Genomic DNA, 17,803 nt, shown 5'->3' on the forward strand with positions numbered 1-17,803 from the left:
TCATTTTGCGCAAAGCGGATTTTGCGGCAGAGTGAACTCGTGGCCTTGTTCGCGGTGCTGTACTTCGTACTGTTCATCTTCTGGCTGTTGCTGATCAGCCGGGTGATCGTCGAGTTCATCCGAAGCTTCGCTCGTGACTGGCGCCCGACCGGTGTCGTGGTCATCATCCTCGAGGTGATCTTCACGATCACCGACCCTCCGGTGAAACTCCTGAGGCGGTTGATACCACCGGTGTCATTGGGAGGAATTCGCCTGGATCTGTCGATTATGGTCCTGCTATTCATCGTCTTCATCTTGATGTCGATCGTGGGCAGGCTCGGGCAGCCGGTAGCCCCGGTGTGACAGAATGGGCCGTGAAGTAGCTTGCTAGATCTGCTAGATCTCCAAAAGACGCGTGAAGGGATCCTTCCATGCCGCTGACTCCAGCCGATGTGCACAACGTCGCGTTCAGCAAACCGCCGATCGGGAAGCGCGGCTACAACGAGGATGAAGTCGACGCCTTCCTGGATCTCGTCGAGCAGGAACTTTCGCGTCTGATCGAGGAAAACGCCGATCTGCGTCAGCGGGTTGCCGAACTCGACGCGGAACTGGCCGATGCCAAAAAGAATCGCGGTCCCGTTGGCCCGAACAACGTGAAAGCGCCTGTCCAGCAGGCCCCCCCGCCGCCGCCGGAGCCGATCAAGCCCCCGGTGCAGCAGGCCCCGCCCGCGCCGATGCCCGCCCCGCCCGCCCCGAAAGAGGCGCCCAGCGCGGACGCGAATCTGCAGGCCGCCAAGGTGCTCAGCCTCGCCCAGGAGATGGCGGACCGGCTGACCAGCGACGCGAAGGTCGAAGCGGAAAACCTGCTGTCGAACGCCAGGGCAAACTCCGAGCGTCTGGTCGGCGATGCCAGGACACGCAGCGAAGCGATGATCGCCGATGCTCGCCAGAAGGCCGACGCCATGCTGTCGGACGCGCAGTCCCGTTCGGACAACCAGCTGCGTCAGGCCAAGGAGAAGGCCGACGCATTGCAGGCCGACGCCGAGCGCAAGCACACCGAGATCATGGCGACCATCACCCAGCAGCGCAGCGTGCTGGAGAGCCGGATCGAGCAGCTCAAGACCTTCGAGCGGGAGTACCGGGTGCGGCTGAAGTCCTACCTGGAGTCGCAGCTCGAAGAGCTGGAGAACCGCGGCTCGGCGGTCCCGGTCGACGGTGGCGAGGCCTTTGCCGACGCCAACACGGCCAACAACCTGCAGCCGGCCACGTTCGCCAAGGGTGGCAAGTAAGCCGCTCACACCGAGCACACCGCAGTTCAGCCAACTAGAGGAACTGTCGAGCCGCCTGGCACGGGGGTTACATGCTCGTCTTGACGCTTGTTCTTGCCGCTGTCGGATTCGCACTACTGGTAGCCGCGCTGACCACCGGATCGGTGATCTGGGCGTGGGGCTGCATCGTGGTGTGCGTGCTCGGTGCGGTGCTGTTGCTGGTCAGTGCCCTGTCTATGCGTAAGCCGGACGAAGATTCCGCTCCGCCGCCCGGGCGTCACGCGAAACGCTAGGCGCGCCGTAAACAGGATTGACCGCACTGGCTAGAATCAAACATGAACATGGTGTTGATCCGGCCATCACCGGGGAGCCTTCGGAAGAACAGCACTCGCTGCCCACTCGGCGGCGGGGCCCAGTAGAACCGAACGGGTGAGCCCGTCACAGCTCACTACGAGAGGTTCGGCAGCTCTTGCCGGACAAGCGGGGTGGTACCGCGGTATCGACGCACCGGCGTCGGCATCGTCCCCGTGCCAACGACACGGCACGAGGAGATGCATCCGCGATGGCGGACCAAACTTCCAGCAACAGCGCGTACCCGAGGGTCGACCTTGGTGCCCCTGGGGGATGGCAGTCGGCGGAGCCGACGGGGCGGGTGAGCGCTGCGACGTTCCCCGAGATGGAACGCCGCGTGCTAGACGCATGGGCGGCCGCCGACACCTTCCGCGCGAGCATCGAAAACCGTTCCGGGGCAGCGGAGTTCGTCTTCTACGACGGACCGCCGTTTGCGAACGGGCTGCCGCATTACGGACATTTGCTCACCGGATACGTCAAAGATCTCGTCCCGCGTTTCCAGACGATGCGCGGCAAGCGCGTCGACCGGCGTTTCGGCTGGGATTGTCACGGATTGCCCGCCGAACTCGAGGCGGAAAAGCAGCTCGGTATCACGGACAAATCACAGATCGAAGCAATGGGCCTCGCCGAATTCAACGCGGCCACTAAATCTTCCGTGCTGCGCTACACCGCCGAATGGCGCGATTACGTGACACGTCAGGCGCGCTGGGTCGACTTCGACAACGACTACAAGACACTTGATCTCGACTTCATGGAGTCGGTGATGTGGGCGTTCAAGTCGCTGCACGAGAAGGGGCTGATCTACCAGGGTTTCCGGGTACTGCCTTATAGCTGGTACGAGCAGACGCCGCTGTCGAATCAGGAAACCCGCCTCGACGACGCGTACAAGATGCGCCAGGACCCGGCGGTCACCGTCGACATGCTGCTGCGCGTGCCCGCCGAGCATCCGCTGCACGCGCTGGACGGCGCCAACGCGCTGATCTGGACCACCACCCCGTGGACCCTGCCGTCGAACCTCGCGATCGCCGTACACCCCGACGTCCGCTACGTGCACCTGCGCGGCGCCGACGGCAAGCGCTATCTGCTGGCGGCCGAACGCGTGTCGCACTACACCCGCGAGTTCGGCGACGAGCCGGAGGTGCTCGGGGAGTTCGACGGTGCGGCACTGACCGACCTGTCGTATGATCCGCCGTTCGACTTCTTCGTCGGGCACCCGCGCGCGCACCGCGTGCTGAACGCCGACTACGTGACCACCGACTCCGGCACCGGAATCGTCCACCTCGCACCGGCCTTCGGTGAAGAGGACATGGATGTCGCCACCGCTAACGGCATCGAGATCGTGCAACCGCTCGATCAAGGCGGCAAGTTCACCTCGATGGTGCCGCCGTACGAGGGCCTGATGGTGTTCGACGCCAACCCGGTGATCATCAAGGATCTCAAGGCCGCCGGGAAGCTGTTGCGGCACGAGACGATCGAGCACTCCTACCCGCACAGCTGGCGCTCCGGTCAGCCGCTGATCTACATGGCGGTGCCGTCCTGGTTCGTCGCGGTCACCACCTTCCGCGACCGGATGGTCGAGCTGAACCAGCAGATCGACTGGGTGCCCGAGCACATGAAGGACGGCCAGTTCGGCAAGTGGCTGGCGGGCGCGCGGGACTGGAACATCAGCCGGAACCGCTACTGGGGCAGCCCGATCCCGGTGTGGGTGTCCGACGATCCGGCCTACCCGCGCACCGACGTCTACGGTTCGCTCGACGAGCTGGAACGCGACTTCGGCGTGCGCCCGACCGATCTGCATCGGCCGATGATCGATGACCTGACCCGCCCGAATCCCGATGATCCGACGGGCAAGTCGACCATGCGCCGGGTACCCGAGGTGCTCGACTGCTGGTTCGAGTCGGGCTCCATGCCGTTCGCCCAGGTGCACTACCCGTTCGAGAACAAGGAGTGGTTCGCGAACCACTTCCCCGGCGATTTCATCGTCGAGTACAACGGGCAGACCCGTGGCTGGTTCTACAACCTGCATGTGCTCTCGACCGCGCTCTTCGACAGTCACGCCTTCAAAAACGTTGTCGCGCACGGCATCGTGCTCGGTGACGACGGGCTGAAGATGAGCAAGTCCAAGGGCAACTACCCGAACGTGAACGAGGTGTTCGATCGGGACGGCTCCGACGCGATGCGCTGGTTCCTGATGAGTTCGCCGATCCTGCGCGGCGGCAACCTCATCGTGACCGAGCGCGGCATCCGCGAGGGCGTCAGCCATGCGCTGCGGCCGCTGTGGAACGCGTGGACCTTTCTGCAGCTGTACGCCTCGAAACCCGGTACCTGGCGCACCGATTCGCCGAACGTGCTCGATCGCTACATCCTGGCGAAGCTCGCGGAGACCCGCGACTCGATGACCCAGGCCTTCGAGACGTACGACATCGCCAGTGCCTGCGATCAGCTGCGTGGGTTCGCCGACGCGCTCACCAATTGGTATGTGCGCCGGTCGCGTTCGCGCTTCTGGAGCGAGGAGCCGGATGCGGTGGACACGCTGCACACGGTGCTCGAGGTGGTCAGCCGACTGGCCGCGCCGCTGCTGCCGTTGATCACCGAGGTGATCTGGCGTGGGCTCACCGGTGGCGAGTCGGTGCACCTGACCGACTGGCCGAAAGACGGTGAGCTGCCTGCGGATCCGGAGCTGGTCGCCGCGATGGACGAGGCCCGCGTGGTCTGCTCGACGGTGCTGAGCCTGCGCAAGGCGCAGAACCTGCGGGTGCGGCTGCCGCTGGCCGAGGTCACCATCGCCGCGGCCGACGCCGCGCGCTTGGCGCCCTACGCCGACATCATCGCCGACGAGGTCAACGTCAAGAAGGTCGATCTGACCACCGACGTCGACGTGCACGGCCGGTTCGAACTGGTCGTCAACGCCCGTGTCGCGGGTCCGCGCCTCGGCAAGGACGTGCAGACGGTGATCAAGGCGGTCAAGGCGGGCGAATGGTCCGAGGACGCCGCCGGTGTCGTCACCGCCGCCGGAATCGCGCTGCTCCCTGAGGAATACACGCAGCGCCTGGTCGCCGCCGAGCCCGAGTCCACCGCCGCCCTGCCCGGCAATGCCGGTCTGGTGGTGCTGAACTCGGTGGTCACCGAGGAGCTGGAGGCCGAGGGCTGGGCCCGCGACCTCATCCGCGATCTGCAGGAGACCCGAAAGTCGTTGGGGCTGGACGTCTCCGACCGGATCACGGTGGTGCTCGCGGTACCCGAGGATCGGGCCGAGTGGGCCGCGACCCACCGGGACCTGATCGCGGGCGAGATCCTCGCCACCACCCTCACTTTCGGTGAAGCGGGTGCCGACGCCGCCGACCTGGTCGGGGGAGTGCGGGCGCAGGTCACCAAGGCCTGACGGTTCGAACACTGCGCGGGCGGGGCCGAAGTCGGTCCCGCCCGCGCTGTTTCGGCACTAGCCCTGCTGTTTCGGCACTAGCCGTTCGCTCGACCGGGTCCGGGCTGACCCGGTCGCGCGCAACTCCCGAGCGGCGGCGCCCAGTGTGCGACCACGCTGTCCCAGCGCCGATCACGTCGCTCCTGCTGCTGCACCGCGACTCCGCGCTTGGCCGCCTTGTAGGCACCCATCAGGCCGGCGCCATCAGCTGCTGCATGATCGCGGCGGTGTCCAGCCAGACGTTCTCCCGGCTGATCTTGTTGTCGCGGACCTCGCAGACGTGCAGTATCCGGAAGCTGATCGGCCGGTTGTCGCCGGGGATGCCGAGGAACATGCCGGTTGCCCGGCCGTGCCACTGGGATTCGTCGACGAAGAAGTCCGCGCCGTAGTACCGGTGCACGGACTCCATCTTGTCCTCGCTGATCGCGTCGAACAGGTCGCGGTAGCGCTGCGCGATCGCGGCCGGGTCGCGCAGCGTGCCCTGCGGATCGCCGACCGCGTCGTGCTCGACGTCCTCGGCCAAGGTGTCCATGATCGCGTCGACATCGTTGGCCGCCTCGGCCGCACAGTGCCGCTCGAACAGCTCGTCCATCTCTTCTCTGGTCATCACACGCCCTCCGGAATGCTGAGGCGGAACGGGTTCCGGTGCGCGGGGTGACCCGGCTGGAGATGGCGCGGGTCGCGTTGGCGCCGCTGCGTGACACGCTCTCGGCCGAGCGGCTGGAGCGGTTGGTGCATGCCGTGACGCTGGTGTTCGGGGTCGAGGCGCTGGTCTCCACCCGCGACACCTGTGGGCTGGATCCCGAAGCGGCCACCGAGACGATGAGCTGGGCGGCGCGTGCGTTGGTTCGCGCCGCGATCGCCGAATCGAGTGCGGCCTGACGAAGGCCGCACCGCGACAACGACTTTCGGCTACTTGTAGTCGTTTTCTTTGAGCTGGATCAGGTAGGCGCGCCGCTCCTCGATCAGCGCGTCGCGCATCACGAAGACCTCGCCCGCCACCATCCGAACCAGCTCGCCGTCGACCGTCGTCGCTTCGATGCCCACTTCGGCCATCACCACATCGTCTTCCTCGACCATGCGGTGGATGGTCAGCCGCGGGCGGCCGGTGAAGCCGGGGTTCTCGATCTCCTTGTCGTAGGCCTCTTTTCCGCTCAGCTGGAACCAGCCGAAGACGGTCCATTCGATGTCGTCGGTCAGGCAGGACAGGATTTGCTCGTGATCCGTCTTGTTGAAGCCGTCGATGTACCGCTCGACCGTTTGCTTGTTCGCCGACACGATGGTTCTCCTCATGCTCGCCCGTCGCGCTGCGTGCTTCCCGCAGGCGCTATCGACTGTAGAGCAAACTGATTGCACTTTGCAATCGGTTTTTCGGATAGGGGCGGGCTGGAAGTATCGAATCATGAATGTGATGTAGATCACATGCCAGAAATTAGCTGAACTGTTGTTGCAGGTCCGAGCCGCGCGGCAGAATCGGAGATGGTGCTGTTGTTGCAGATATCGACTTCTGGGGCAGCAGTGAGTTCGTGGATTGTCCTACCTGATACGCGTTGTGTCCGGCGTTGCCACGCCGGATGCGGCGGCTGCGGCTCCTTATGGATGACGCTGCTCGACCCAGGCGTCAGCCGGGACCGCCGGATGGTGACCCGCACGCCGGGCCGCCGGAAGGGACGAGCACGTGAACAGAAAACCCTTGCGTCGCATCGCTTTCGGACTCCTACTAGCGACGGCCGCGACGCTGATCCTGGCGGGACCAGGGTGGTCGGACCCCGGTAGCGGTACCGGCAGCGCCGAATCCCTGTCCGCCTCCGGTGCGGCCGCGATCCCGCTGCCCAGCTCGCACGGGGTAGGTGCGCTGGCGGCGGCCGTATCGCAGACCGGAAAGCCCTATGAGTGGGGCGGCACCGGCCCGTTCGCCTGGGACTGCTCCGGCCTGGTCCAGTGGGCGTTCCGGCAGGTCGGCGTCAACATTCCCCGAACAACCTGGGAGCAGGCCAGAGCCGGCGCGCCCGTCCCGTTCTTCGCGCTCTCACCCGGCGACGTGGTGGTGCTGAACACGGACGGCTCGCACGTCGGCATCTACGCGGGCCTCGGCCAGATCTTCAACGCCTACGACTGGGGCGTCCCCGTCGGCCTCAGCCCGCTGCGCCAGTTCGACATCTACGCCATCCGCCGCTTCTAGCCGCACACCCGTTGATTTCCCGCAGATCGAATCGCATGCGAATCGATCTGCGGGACATCAGAATGTGTGCGGCTCAGTGGGTGTCTTCGACGAGGCTGCGCAGCAGCGGGGCGTACTGCGGGTTGGCCAGCGCCGAGGCGAACTGGGCGACCAGGTAGTCGGCCGGGTTGCCGGTGTCGTACCAGCGGCCCTGGATCACCTGGCCGAAGACCGGGTTGTCGGCGGCGTGCACGTTGATCGCGTCGGTCAGGTAGACCTCGCCGGAGTGGTGCTCGTACCAGGCCTTGGTCTGCGTGCGCAGCTCGTCGATGATGCCGGGGGTGACCACGTAGCCGCCGATCGCGGCGAAGTCCGACGGCGCGTCCTCGGGCTTGGGCTTCTCCCGCAGGCCGGTGATGCGCAGCAGCCCGTTGCCCTGGTCGTCGGCGACGACCGGCACGCCGTAGCGCTGCGACTCGGCCGGGTCCATCGGCATCAGCGCGAGCACCGGGGCGCCGGTGGCCTCGTAGGCGTCGATCAGCTGCTGGGCGCGCGGCACCTCGGCGACGAACACGTCGTCCGGCCACAGCACCAGCATCGGCTCGTCGCCCAGATTGCGGGCCGCGTTCAGGACGGGGGTGCCGTTGCCGTAGGGGCCGTGCTGGTCGAGGTAGGTGATGTGGCCGAGCCGGGACAGTTCGCCGACCTCTTCGACCGCGTCGGCGTATGCGGTCTTGCCGTCCGCGCGTAGCTGCGCCACCAGGGCCGGGTTGGGCCGGAAGTGGTCCTGGATCAACGATTTTCCGCTGCTGACCACGATGGTGATGTCGGTGATGCCCGACGCGACCAGCTCGCGGACCGTATGTTCGATGACCGGCTTGTCGCCGACCGGCAGCATCTCCTTCGGGATCGCCTTCGTCAGCGGGAGGAGCCGGGAACCGATACCGGCGGCCGGGATCACGGCCTTGCGGATCTTCATGGGTCCGATCATCACACATGAAGCTGGGCCGCAAGGGCGGTCCCCGTGCTTCGTCAACTGTTTACCGAAACCGTGTAGTGCGCCGACGCGGGTGATATCCGCCCAGGTCGTGGGCTGGTTGTCCGTTCAAGGTGGGATCGCCGCCGGTGCTCGGGAGCCGTAGATCTCTACAGGAAACCAACAGCAAGTGCGCAGTGATCGCCCAGCGTCGGGACCTGCCTGGATCTGTCGGTGGTTCGGCGTAGATTTCCCTGACGTGAGCACTGATAAGGCGACCGTCGCCGAGATCCTCGAGCAGCTCGAACCGCTGGATGTGCGGGCCAGGGCCATGTTCGGGGAGTACGGCCTGTACTGCGACGACAAGCTGGTCGCCTTGATCGCCGACGATCACCTGTTCGTGAAGCCGACGGCGGTGGCCGCCGACTATGCCGAGGAATCCTGGCTGGCGGCACCGTATCCCGGTGCCAAGGATTACTACCGGGTGCCTGCGCCGCGGCTGGCGGATTCGGCCTGGTTGGGGGAGTTCGTGCAGCGCACCGCCGAGGTGCTGCCGGTGCGGGTGCCCAAGTCCAGGAAACCCTCGGCGAAGCCACGGTGAGCGAACAGCATCCATCGACGCGCGCCGACGCGCAGAGCACCGCTCGGCGCTGGGTGCTGCACATCGATATGGATGCCTTCTACGCCTCCGCCGAACAACTGACCCGGCCGACCCTGCGCGGGCGCCCGGTGCTCGTCGGCGGCACCGGCGGCCGCGGTGTCGTCGCGGGCGCGAGCTACGAGGCGCGGGTGTACGGCGCGCGCTCGGCGATGCCGATGCACATGGCGCGCAGGCTGGTCGGCGTCACCGCGGTGGTGGTGCCGCCGCGCGGCATCGTCTACGGCACGCTCAGCGGGCAGGTGTTCGACGCGCTGCGCAGCCGCATCCCGGTGCTGGAAACGCTGTCGTTCGACGAGGCGTTCGGCGAACCCGCCGAACTGGCCGGCGCGACGGTGGCGGGAGTGCAGGAGTTCTGCGAGGAGCTGCGGGCGGTGGTGCGCGAACGCACCGGACTGACCGCCTCGGTGGGCGCGGGCACCGGCAAGCAGCTCGCCAAGATCGCCTCCGCGCTCGCCAAACCCGATGGGATACGGGTGGTTTCGGCCGTCGAGCAACCAGAGATGCTGGCCGCCCTGCCGGTCCGGAAGCTGGGCGGCATCGGCCCGGTGGCCGAGCACAAGCTGCGCTCGCTCGGCATCGAGACGGTCGGTGCGTTCGCCGCGCTGCCGGAATCCGAGGCCATGTCGATCCTCGGCGGCGCCGTCGGCGCGGCGCTGCACCGGCTGGCGCGCGGCATCGATGACCGGCCGGTCGCCGAACGCAACGAGGCCAAACAGATCAGTGCCGAAACCACCTTCGAGACCGACATCGTCAACCTCGCCCAACTACGTCCCGCCATCGAATCGCAGGCGGCGGCCGCGCATCGCCGCCTGATCAAGGACGGGCGCGCCGCCCGCACCGTGGTCCTCAAGCTGCGCAAATCCGACATGAGCATCGTGACGCGCTCGTTCACCCTGCCGTACGCGACCGAGGACCTGGTCACGCTGACCACCGCCGCCCAGCGCTCCGCGATCGACCCGGCCGAGCTCGGCCCGATCAGGCTGGTCGGCGTCGGCTACGGCGGACTGTCCACCGTGCGGCAGGAATCCTTGTTCCCCGAACTCGATCAGGTGCCCGTCGCCGTGGACGGCGACTGGGAGCAGAGCGTGACCCCCGAACCGGTCGCGGCCGTGGAGCCCGCGCCGGTCGCCACCGCGCTGTCCAGCCCGCTCTGGCACCCCGGCATGGACGTCGAACACTCCGAGCACGGCCACGGCTGGGTGCAGGGCGGCGGCTACGGCGTCGTGACCGTGCGATTCGAGACCCGCTCGACCGGCCCCGGCCCGGCCCGCACCTTCGCCGCCGACGATCCGAGCCTGACCAGAGCCGATCCGCTGCACAGTCTGCGGTGACCGGGCCAGCGAACGGCTCGACATCGCCGAGCCCACCGCGTACGTTCGCTGCCGACGACATCAGTCCGTCCCGTGTGGGTCCACGCGGTAGTCCTCTGTGCCGGTAGCCTGGGAGCTCGTGCAGCGCCGCCGGTCGGGTGGAGGCTGCCATTGGTGGACATGACACGGACCTACTCGAACGCAAAGGACGAGCAGTTGAAGCTTCGTAAGACTGGACGCATCGCGATCGCCGGCCTCGCCGTCGTTGCCGCGCTGGGCATGACCGCATGCAGCAGCGACAACAAGGACAGCAAGCCCGCCGCCAAGACGTCGACCAGTGCCAGCGCGTCGGCGTCGACCAACACCGCGAACCTGCCGCCGATCCCGACTGTCGCGGAGCTGAACACCGCACTGGCCCGCGCGCTGGACCCGGCGGTCCCGGCGTCGGAGAAGCTGGACGGCGTCCAGGGCGCCGACGCCGACCCGACCCTGCCGGACCGTCTCTCCCAGGCGGCCAAGGGCGCCGACGTGAAGATCGAGGTCACCGACGTCTCCAACTTCGGCGACAGCGTCAACGCCAAGGCCAAGTTCATCGTCAACGGCCAGGAGAACATCGTCGACGTTCCCTTCGTCGCCGACAACGGCAAGTGGAAGATCCAGAAGTCCTGGGCCTGCGCCATGCTGACCAACCTCGGCCAGACCTCGACGGCCTGCGGCTAGCTCGTTTCGTCGCGGCCGACCCCCGGGTCGGCCGCGGCAACGGCCTGTTTGTCCGGTATCGCACGGTCCCGAATATGCAGGCCGAGTGAGTGATTCAAGCTTCGATAGCTGGGACTCTGTGTCATCCGATGATTTCGCGCTAGCATCCAGCGTCGTGACTGTCAGTGACGCTGTGCGCGAATCCGCCCAACCGTCGGCACAGCGGGGGGACCAGCAGGATCCGAGTGCGCGCCACGCCGCGGCTCGTCGAATCCGGATGCTGGCGATCGTCAGTGGGATCCTCGCGATCCTCACCGCGGTGTCGATCCCGTTCTTGCCGGTCCGCCAGGACCAATCCAGTGTGGCGTGGCCGCAGGCGGCCGCAGTGACGTCGGTGACGTCGCCGCTGATCACCTACGCGCCGCTGAATCTCTCGGCGCAGATTCCGTGCGCCGCGTTCGCCGCGCTCGCGGATTCGGGCGGCGTTGTGGTGTCCACGATTCCGCGCCAGTCACCCGACATGGAGCACTACGGCTTCGTCGTCAAGGTCGTCCCCGACACGGTGGATCGCCCGGGCCGGGTCGACGTGGTGTCGCGCAACATGCTGCTGTGGTCCGCGCCGCTGAGTGCGGTCCGCGATCGGTCCTGCACGGTCGGTATCGAGATGGGAACACAGCAGACCACGGTGTCGGCACCGGGTTTCACGGACTCGGACAAGGTGGTCTCGTCCGACATCCGCCCGCAGGTTGTCGGTGTCTTCAGCGATCTGACCGGCGCGGCCCCGTCCGGGTTGAACGTGAATGTCCAAGTCGATTCCCGTTTTTCGTCGTCACCGACAGCGCTCAAGCTGGTCGCGATGGTGCTGGCCGTGTTGGCCACGCTTGTTGCGTTGGTGGCGCTGTACCGCTTGGACAACCTCGACGGCCGAAAGTCCCGGCGGTTCCTGCCGACTCGCTGGTGGCGGTTGCGCCCGGCGGACTATGTGGTGTTCGCGACGCTGCTGGTGTGGCACTTCATCGGCGCCAACACCTCCGACGACGGCTACATCCTCGGGATGGCTCGGGCCGAGCGCAGTTCCGGATTCATGTCGAACTACTACCGGTGGTTCAGCGTCGACGAGGGGCCGTTCTACACGCCCTACACCGACATGATCGGGTTGCTGACCCATGTGTCATCGGTGAGTCCGTGGGTTCGGTTGCCCACCTTGATAGTCAGTGTCATCGCCTGGTGGGTGATCAGCCGCGAACTCCTACCCCGGCTCGGCGCTGCCCTGCGTGACAACGCGGTCGTGATGTGGACCAGCGGACTGGTGTTCCTCGCGTTCTGGCTGCCCTACAACAACGGCCTGCGCGCCGAACCCTTTGTGGCGCTCGGCGTAATCCTTACCTGGGCCTCGGTCGAACGGGCCATCGCAACGCGGCGGCTGCTGCCCTATGCGCTGGCGATCGTCATCGCCGCGTTCACCTTGACCTGCGCGCCCTCGGGCCTGATCTGTGTCGGCGCGCTTGCCGCGGGCGCCCGAACCATGATCTCGGTGCTCGTGCGGCGGGCGAAGACCTCCGGTTATCTCGCGCTGCTTTTGCCCGTGCTTGCCGCCGGGGTCGTAGTGCTGACAGTGATCTTCGCGGATCGAACCTTGGCCGGTGTGCTCGAATTCAGCTACGTGCACAACAGGATCGGGCCCGGCGACGGCGCCTCGTGGTTCCTCGAGTTCCTGCGCTATCAGTATCTGCTGCAGCCCAGCGGCGACGGCTGGCTGACCCGGCGGTTCGGCATGTTCATGATGCTGCTCGGCCTGGTGGTCTGCGTGGTCACCATGCTGCGCCGTGGTGGGCACGTGCCGGGGACCGCCGCCGGCCCGTCGCGACGTCTCATCGGTATCACCGTCGCCGCGATGGTGCTGATGATGTTCTCCCCGACGAAGTGGATCCATCAGTTCGGCGTCTTCGCCGGGCTGGCCGCCTGTGTCGCGGCGCTCACCGCCGTCGCGATCAGCCCTCGCGTCACGCGCCCGCTGCGCAACCGTGCGCTGTTCGCCGCGGCGGTCTTCTTCGGGCTGGCGCTGACTTTCGTTGGCGCCAACGGCTATTGGTGGGTGTCGGCCTGGGGTGTCCCGTTCTGGGACAAGGCGCCGATGCTCGCCGGCTTCGGGCTGTCGACCTTCGCGGTCGGTCTCTCGGCGCTCGCGCTGGCCGTCGCGGCCTGGTTCCATATTCGCCCGGAGACCCAGCCGCGTCCCGACTCGGTGCCGGGCCGGATAGCGGGCACCCCCGTGCTCGCCGTCGTCGCGGCCGTCATGGTGTTGTTCGAAGTGCTGTCGATGGCGAAAGCGGCGGTGGCACAGTATCCGTCGTATTCGAACGCCCAATCGAACCTGTCCGCGGCCGTTTCCGGCGGCTGCGGACTCGCGGATCAGGTGCTGGTCGAGACCGATCCGAACGCCTCGGTGCTGAGCCCGCTGACCGGTGATCCGGCGACGGCGCTGGCCGGTACCGGCTCGACCGGTTTCACCCCGAACGGGGTGGCCACCGACCTGACCTCCGACGAGATCGAATCCACCACCGGCAAGGCGAATTCCGTCACCAGCTCCGATTCCGGCGAGCCCGCGGATCCGAAGGCCGGTTCGAAATCGCCCGGTTCGGAGACCGGCACGTCGACGGGTGCGGGGATCAACGGCAGCAGCGTCCCGTTGCCCTTCGGCTTGGATCCGGCGACCATCCCGGTGCTCGGCAGCTATCGGGAAGGCACCCAGGAGCCTGCCGAGCTGACGACCGGGTGGTACCGACTTCCCAAGGACAGCAACGGAAGTCGTGGCCCGATCATCTCGATCGCGGTCGCCGGCCGGATCCGGCACGTCGACAGCGACGGCATCGTCCACCCCGGACAGGACCTGCACCTCGAGTACGGCCGCGCCGCGGTCGACGGCACCGCCGTCGCGCTCGGCAGTGTGGACCCGATCGACATCGGGCCGTCACCGACGTGGCGCAACGTGCGGGTTCCGTTCGACCAGCTGCCCGGTGACGCGGACGTCGTCCGAATCGTCGCGAGCGACAAGGATCTCGGCAAGGATCAGTGGCTCGCGGTAACCCCGCCGCGCGTGCCACAGACGAAGACCCTCAACGATGTGGTCGGTTCGCGCACGCCGGTCCTGCTGGACTGGGAGGTCGCGATGACCTACCCCTGCCAGAACCTGGCTCCCACCCACGCCGGCGTCGCTGAACTGCCCGGCTACCGAATCCTGCCGGATCGCAACGGTGCAACCATCACCAACCTCTGGCAGGCGCACGATGGCGGCGGTCCGCTCGGCTGGACCCAGCTGCTGTTCACCGCCCGCGCGCTGCCCGCGTATCTGAAGGATGACTGGGATCGGGACTGGGGATCGATCGAGCAGTATCTGCCGCTCGACCCCAATGCACAGACGGCGAAGGTCACCATCGATCAAACCCAGCGCTGGGGTACCTGGACCCCCGGTCACATCAACACCGACTGGTAGCGAGCTCTCGGCCATACAGGTTGGCGCGCAAAGCTATACGCGCTCCGACCCGGCGGCGGATGCGGTGCTTCGAGCATCGCGATGGGTACGCCGCGCACGCAACAGGGCGTGCGCGGTAAAGATGGCCAGCGCCGTCCAGATGAGGGCAAAGCCTGCCCACCGGGAGGCAGGCATGGGTTCGTGGGCAACCGCGACTCCCCAAGCCATCTGGAGGGCCGGAGTGAGGTACTGCAACAGCCCCATGGTGGACAACGGAACCCGTTGGGCCGCAACAGCGAACAACAACAGTGGAACCAGCGTGACCGGCCCGGTCGCCAGCATCAGCGCGGCATGCCCTGCGCTGGAACCGAATTCGCTGCGCCCGGTGACCGCGAGCACGATGACGAAGACCAGCGCGAACGGCGCGGCGACCACCCCTTCGGCGGCGATACCGCGCAGTGCGTCCAGCGGGATCACCTTCTTCACCAGTCCGTACGTCGCGAACGAGCCGGCAAGCACCAACGCGATGGCCGGCGGCCTGCCGTAGTCGACGGTCAGCACCGCCACCGCCGCCGCACCGAGCCCGAGCGCCGCCCACTGCGCTTTCGCCAGTCGCTCACGGAAGATCAGCACGCCGAACGCGACGGTGACGAGCGGGTTGATGAAGTACCCCAGCGCGCACTCCACCACGTGCCCCGACGTGACGCCGTACACGTACACACCCCAGTTGATCGCGATCGCCGCCGACGCCACCGCCGCCAGCCGCCAGATCCGCGCGCCGATGCCGCGCAGCTCGCGCAGCCGCCCGGACACCATCAGCACCGCGAGCACCACCAGCAACGTCCACAGGATCCGCTGCGCGACCACCTCGGCCGCGCTGGCGAACGCCAGCAACCCGAAGAACGCGGGGAACAAACCCCAGAGGAAAAACGCGCTCGTACCGAACGCAACACCCGGGATAGACCTGCTCCGCTGCACGCTTCCGACGCTACTTCTCACGTAGCCTTGCGGTCATGTCGACAACCGTGCAGGCTTCGCGCGCCACCGGACTCACCGCGGCGGAGGTCGAGCAACGTCGCCGCGACGGGCTCACCAACGATGTGCCGGACCGAGCCAGCCGCTCGGTCCGCGACATCGTCAAGGCGAACGTCTTCACCAGGATCAACGCCCTGCTCGGCGTGCTGTTCATCCTGGTGCTGGCCACCGGTTCGATCATCGACGGCATGTTCGGTCTGCTGATCATCGCGAACAGCGCGATCGGCATCATCCAGGAGGTCCGCGCCAAGCGCACCCTGGACAAGCTGGCCATCGTCAGCCAGACCAAGCCGACCGTGCGTCGCGACGGCAAGGCCGTCGAGGTGGCGCCGCGCGAGGTGGTGCTCGACGACTTGATCGAGCTCGGCCCCGGCGACCAGATCGTGGTCGACGGCGAGGTCGCCGAGGCCGCGCAGCTCGAGATCGACGAGTCGCTGCTCACCGGCGAGGCCGACCCGATGGACAAGCAGGTCGGCGCGGAGGTGATGTCGGGCAGCTTCGTGGTCTCCGGCAGCGGCTGCTACCGCGCGACCAAGGTCGGCAAGGACGCCTACGCCGCCAAGCTGGCCGACGAGGCCAGCAAGTTCACCCTGGTGAAATCGGAGCTGCGTAGCGGCATCGACACCATCCTGAAGGTGATCACCTACCTGCTGATCCCGGCGGGCCTGCTCAGCATCTACAACCAGCTGTTCTCCAGTAAGGAGTCGTGGCGGCCCGCGGTGAGCGGCATGGTCGCGGCGCTGGTGCCGATGGTGCCCGAGGGCCTGGTGCTGATGACCTCGGTCGCGTTCGCGGTCGGCGTGGTGCGGCTCGGCCGCCGCCAGTGCCTGGTGCAGGAGCTGCCCGCCATCGAGGGCCTGGCTCGGGTGGACGTGGTGTGCGCGGACAAGACCGGGACGCTCACCGAGAACGGCATGCGGCTGTCCGACATCAAGACCCTGGATTCCTTCGAGGACAACGACGTTCGGCAGGCCCTGGCCGCGCTGGCGGCCGACGATCCGCGCCCGAACGCGAGCGTGCAGGCCATCGGCGAGGCGCTGCCGGACAACCCCGGCTGGCAGCGCACCGCCGTCGCGCCGTTCTCCTCGGCCAAGAAGTGGAGCGGCTGCTCCTACGGCGAGCACGGCGACTGGCTGCTCGGCGCGCCCGACGTGCTGCTCGACCCGAACTCCGAAGATGCCAGGGTCGCAGAGGAACTCGGCTCCTCGGGGCTGCGCATCCTGCTGCTGGCCCGCAGCGATCGCCCGGTCGACGCGGCAGACGCGCCCGGCACCGTGCGCCCCGCCGCGCTGGTCGTGCTCGAACAGCGGGTCCGGCCGGACGCCAAGGAAACCCTCGAATACTTTGCCAGCCAGAATGTTTCGATCAAGGTGATCTCCGGCGACAACGCCGTCTCGGTCGGCGCGGTGGCCGCCTCGCTCGACCTCACCGGCGGCGACCACGCGGTCGACGCGCGCCAATTGCCCGAGGACCGCGAACAACTCGCCGACGTGCTCGACCGCGAGACCACCTTCGGCCGGGTCCGCCCGGACCAGAAGCGCGCCATGGTGGCCGCCCTGCAGTCGCGCGGGCACACCGTCGCGATGACCGGCGACGGCGTGAACGACGTGCTCGCGCTCAAGGACGCCGACATCGGCGTCGCGATGGGCGCGGGCAGCCCGGCCACCCGCGCGGTCGCGCAGATCGTGTTGCTGGACAACAAGTTCGCGACCCTGCCGTACGTGGTCGGCGAGGGCCGCCGGGTGATCGGCAACATCGAGCGGGTCTCGAATCTGTTCCTCACCAAGACCGTCTACTCGGTGCTGCTCGCCTTCCTCATCGGCATCGCGGGCGTCGGCTCGCAGATCTTCGGCTACGACCCGATCGGCTATCCGTTCCTGCCGCGGCACGTCACGATCGCCGCCTGGTTCACCATCGGCATCCCGGCGTTCATCCTCTCGCTCGCGCCCAACAACGAGCGCGCGCGCAGCGGATTCGTCCGGCGCGTCATGCGATTGGCGATCCCGTCCGGTGTGGTGATCGGCGTCGCCACCTTCGTCGCCTACCTGATCGCCTACGCCGGTCCGGACGCCACCGCGCAGCAGAAGGAACAGGCGGGCACCACCGCGCTGATCACCCTGATCATGATCGCGGTGTGGGTGCTCGCCATCGTGGCCAGGCCGTACGTGTGGTGGAAGGTGGTGCTCATCGCGGCCTCGGTGGCCGCTTACATCTTCCTGTTCACCGTCCCGTTCACCCGGCACTTCTTCAAGCTGGATCCGTCCGATGTCGGGCTCACCACGGCCGCATTCATTTGCGGCGCTGTCGGAATCGTGCTCGTCGAGGTCGCGTGGTGGGTGAGCGCGACGCTGCTCGGCGAGAAGGGGAAACTCTTCCCGACCCCCGAATAACGGCGTTTCCTGACAAACTGGACATCTGACCCGGCGCGCCGCGAGAAGCCTTGTGCGAGGCGACCATTCAGTGTTGGAGT

Annotated in this window: 15 protein-coding genes; 11 read left to right on the forward strand and 4 right to left on the reverse strand. The window is 67.1% G+C overall.

What is annotated here, in order from left to right:
- Nucleotides 1–39: 39 nt before the first annotated feature.
- The 4 genes from ACQPW1_RS15910 (at nucleotide 40) to ileS (ending at nucleotide 4,980) form a co-directional block, all read left to right on the forward strand.
- Entirely contained in the window at nucleotides 40–342 is a 303-nt protein-coding gene (locus ACQPW1_RS15910) for a YggT family protein (RefSeq protein WP_014983168.1), read from the forward strand.
- 68 nt (nucleotides 343–410) lie between these two features.
- Nucleotides 411–1,268: a DivIVA-like cell division protein Wag31 gene (wag31, locus tag ACQPW1_RS15915; protein WP_357391200.1), complete on the forward strand. Its 858-nt coding sequence runs from the start codon at nucleotides 411–413 to the stop codon at nucleotides 1,266–1,268.
- Nucleotides 1,269–1,339: 71 nt separating this feature from the next.
- Entirely contained in the window at nucleotides 1,340–1,540 is a 201-nt protein-coding gene (locus ACQPW1_RS15920; RefSeq protein WP_357391202.1) for a hypothetical protein, read from the forward strand.
- A 269-nt stretch (nucleotides 1,541–1,809) separates the two neighbouring features.
- Complete coding sequence (ileS, locus tag ACQPW1_RS15925; protein WP_433663473.1) at nucleotides 1,810–4,980, forward strand: isoleucine--tRNA ligase; 3,171 nt, start codon at nucleotides 1,810–1,812, stop codon at nucleotides 4,978–4,980.
- Nucleotides 4,981–5,209: 229 nt separating this feature from the next.
- Here ileS and ACQPW1_RS15930 read toward each other — a convergent pair whose 3' ends face one another.
- Nucleotides 5,210–5,626, reverse strand: a complete 417-nt coding sequence (locus tag ACQPW1_RS15930; protein ID WP_433663474.1) for an ester cyclase — start codon at nucleotides 5,624–5,626, stop codon at nucleotides 5,210–5,212.
- A 47-nt stretch (nucleotides 5,627–5,673) separates the two neighbouring features.
- Here ACQPW1_RS15930 and ACQPW1_RS15935 point away from each other — a divergent pair, with 47 nt between their 5' ends.
- Nucleotides 5,674–5,901 carry a hypothetical protein gene (locus ACQPW1_RS15935; RefSeq protein ID WP_433663475.1) on the forward strand — a complete coding sequence of 76 codons (228 nt, stop codon included), beginning with the start codon at nucleotides 5,674–5,676 and terminating at the stop codon, nucleotides 5,899–5,901.
- Nucleotides 5,902–5,931: 30 nt separating this feature from the next.
- Here the strand turns inward: ACQPW1_RS15935 and ACQPW1_RS15940 are convergent, their stop codons facing one another.
- Nucleotides 5,932–6,297, reverse strand: a complete 366-nt coding sequence (locus ACQPW1_RS15940) for a nuclear transport factor 2 family protein (RefSeq protein WP_433663476.1) — start codon at nucleotides 6,295–6,297, stop codon at nucleotides 5,932–5,934.
- Nucleotides 6,298–6,697: 400 nt separating this feature from the next.
- Here ACQPW1_RS15940 and ACQPW1_RS15945 point away from each other — a divergent pair, with 400 nt between their 5' ends.
- On the forward strand, nucleotides 6,698–7,201 hold the full coding sequence (locus tag ACQPW1_RS15945; protein WP_433663477.1) for an NlpC/P60 family protein: 504 nt from the start codon (nucleotides 6,698–6,700) through the stop codon (nucleotides 7,199–7,201).
- A gap of 73 nt (nucleotides 7,202–7,274) precedes the next feature.
- Here ACQPW1_RS15945 and ACQPW1_RS15950 read toward each other — a convergent pair whose 3' ends face one another.
- On the reverse strand, nucleotides 7,275–8,159 hold the full coding sequence (locus ACQPW1_RS15950) for a UTP--glucose-1-phosphate uridylyltransferase (RefSeq protein ID WP_433663478.1): 885 nt from the start codon (nucleotides 8,157–8,159) through the stop codon (nucleotides 7,275–7,277).
- Between the two features lie 256 nt (nucleotides 8,160–8,415).
- Here ACQPW1_RS15950 and ACQPW1_RS15955 point away from each other — a divergent pair, with 256 nt between their 5' ends.
- The 4 genes from ACQPW1_RS15955 to ACQPW1_RS15970 all read left to right on the forward strand — a co-directional run bounded on the left by ACQPW1_RS15955 (nucleotide 8,416) and on the right by ACQPW1_RS15970 (nucleotide 14,319).
- Complete coding sequence (locus ACQPW1_RS15955) at nucleotides 8,416–8,757, forward strand: TfoX/Sxy family protein (protein WP_433663479.1); 342 nt, start codon at nucleotides 8,416–8,418, stop codon at nucleotides 8,755–8,757.
- Nucleotides 8,754–10,148 (forward strand): DNA polymerase IV, encoded by a 1,395-nt coding sequence (locus tag ACQPW1_RS15960; RefSeq protein ID WP_433663480.1) that lies wholly within the window; start codon nucleotides 8,754–8,756, stop codon nucleotides 10,146–10,148. Before ACQPW1_RS15955 ends, ACQPW1_RS15960 begins: the two co-directional genes overlap by 4 nt.
- A gap of 159 nt (nucleotides 10,149–10,307) precedes the next feature.
- Nucleotides 10,308–10,847 carry a hypothetical protein gene (locus ACQPW1_RS15965; RefSeq protein WP_433663481.1) on the forward strand — a complete coding sequence of 180 codons (540 nt, stop codon included), beginning with the start codon at nucleotides 10,308–10,310 and terminating at the stop codon, nucleotides 10,845–10,847.
- Nucleotides 10,848–11,103: 256 nt separating this feature from the next.
- Nucleotides 11,104–14,319, forward strand: coding sequence for an arabinosyltransferase domain-containing protein (locus ACQPW1_RS15970; RefSeq protein ID WP_433665253.1), 3,216 nt, complete (start codon nucleotides 11,104–11,106; stop codon nucleotides 14,317–14,319).
- 33 nt (nucleotides 14,320–14,352) lie between these two features.
- Here the strand turns inward: ACQPW1_RS15970 and rarD are convergent, their stop codons facing one another.
- Complete coding sequence (gene rarD / locus ACQPW1_RS15975; RefSeq protein WP_433663482.1) at nucleotides 14,353–15,276, reverse strand: EamA family transporter RarD; 924 nt, start codon at nucleotides 15,274–15,276, stop codon at nucleotides 14,353–14,355.
- A gap of 35 nt (nucleotides 15,277–15,311) precedes the next feature.
- Between rarD and ACQPW1_RS15980 the strand changes: the two genes are divergently transcribed.
- Nucleotides 15,312–17,723, forward strand: a complete 2,412-nt coding sequence (locus tag ACQPW1_RS15980) for an HAD-IC family P-type ATPase (RefSeq protein WP_433663483.1) — start codon at nucleotides 15,312–15,314, stop codon at nucleotides 17,721–17,723.
- Nucleotides 17,724–17,803: the final 80 nt, after the last annotated feature.

The sequence above is a fragment of the Nocardia sp. CA-128927 genome (assembly GCF_050955855.1).
GTDB lineage: Bacteria > Actinomycetota > Actinomycetes > Mycobacteriales > Mycobacteriaceae > Nocardia.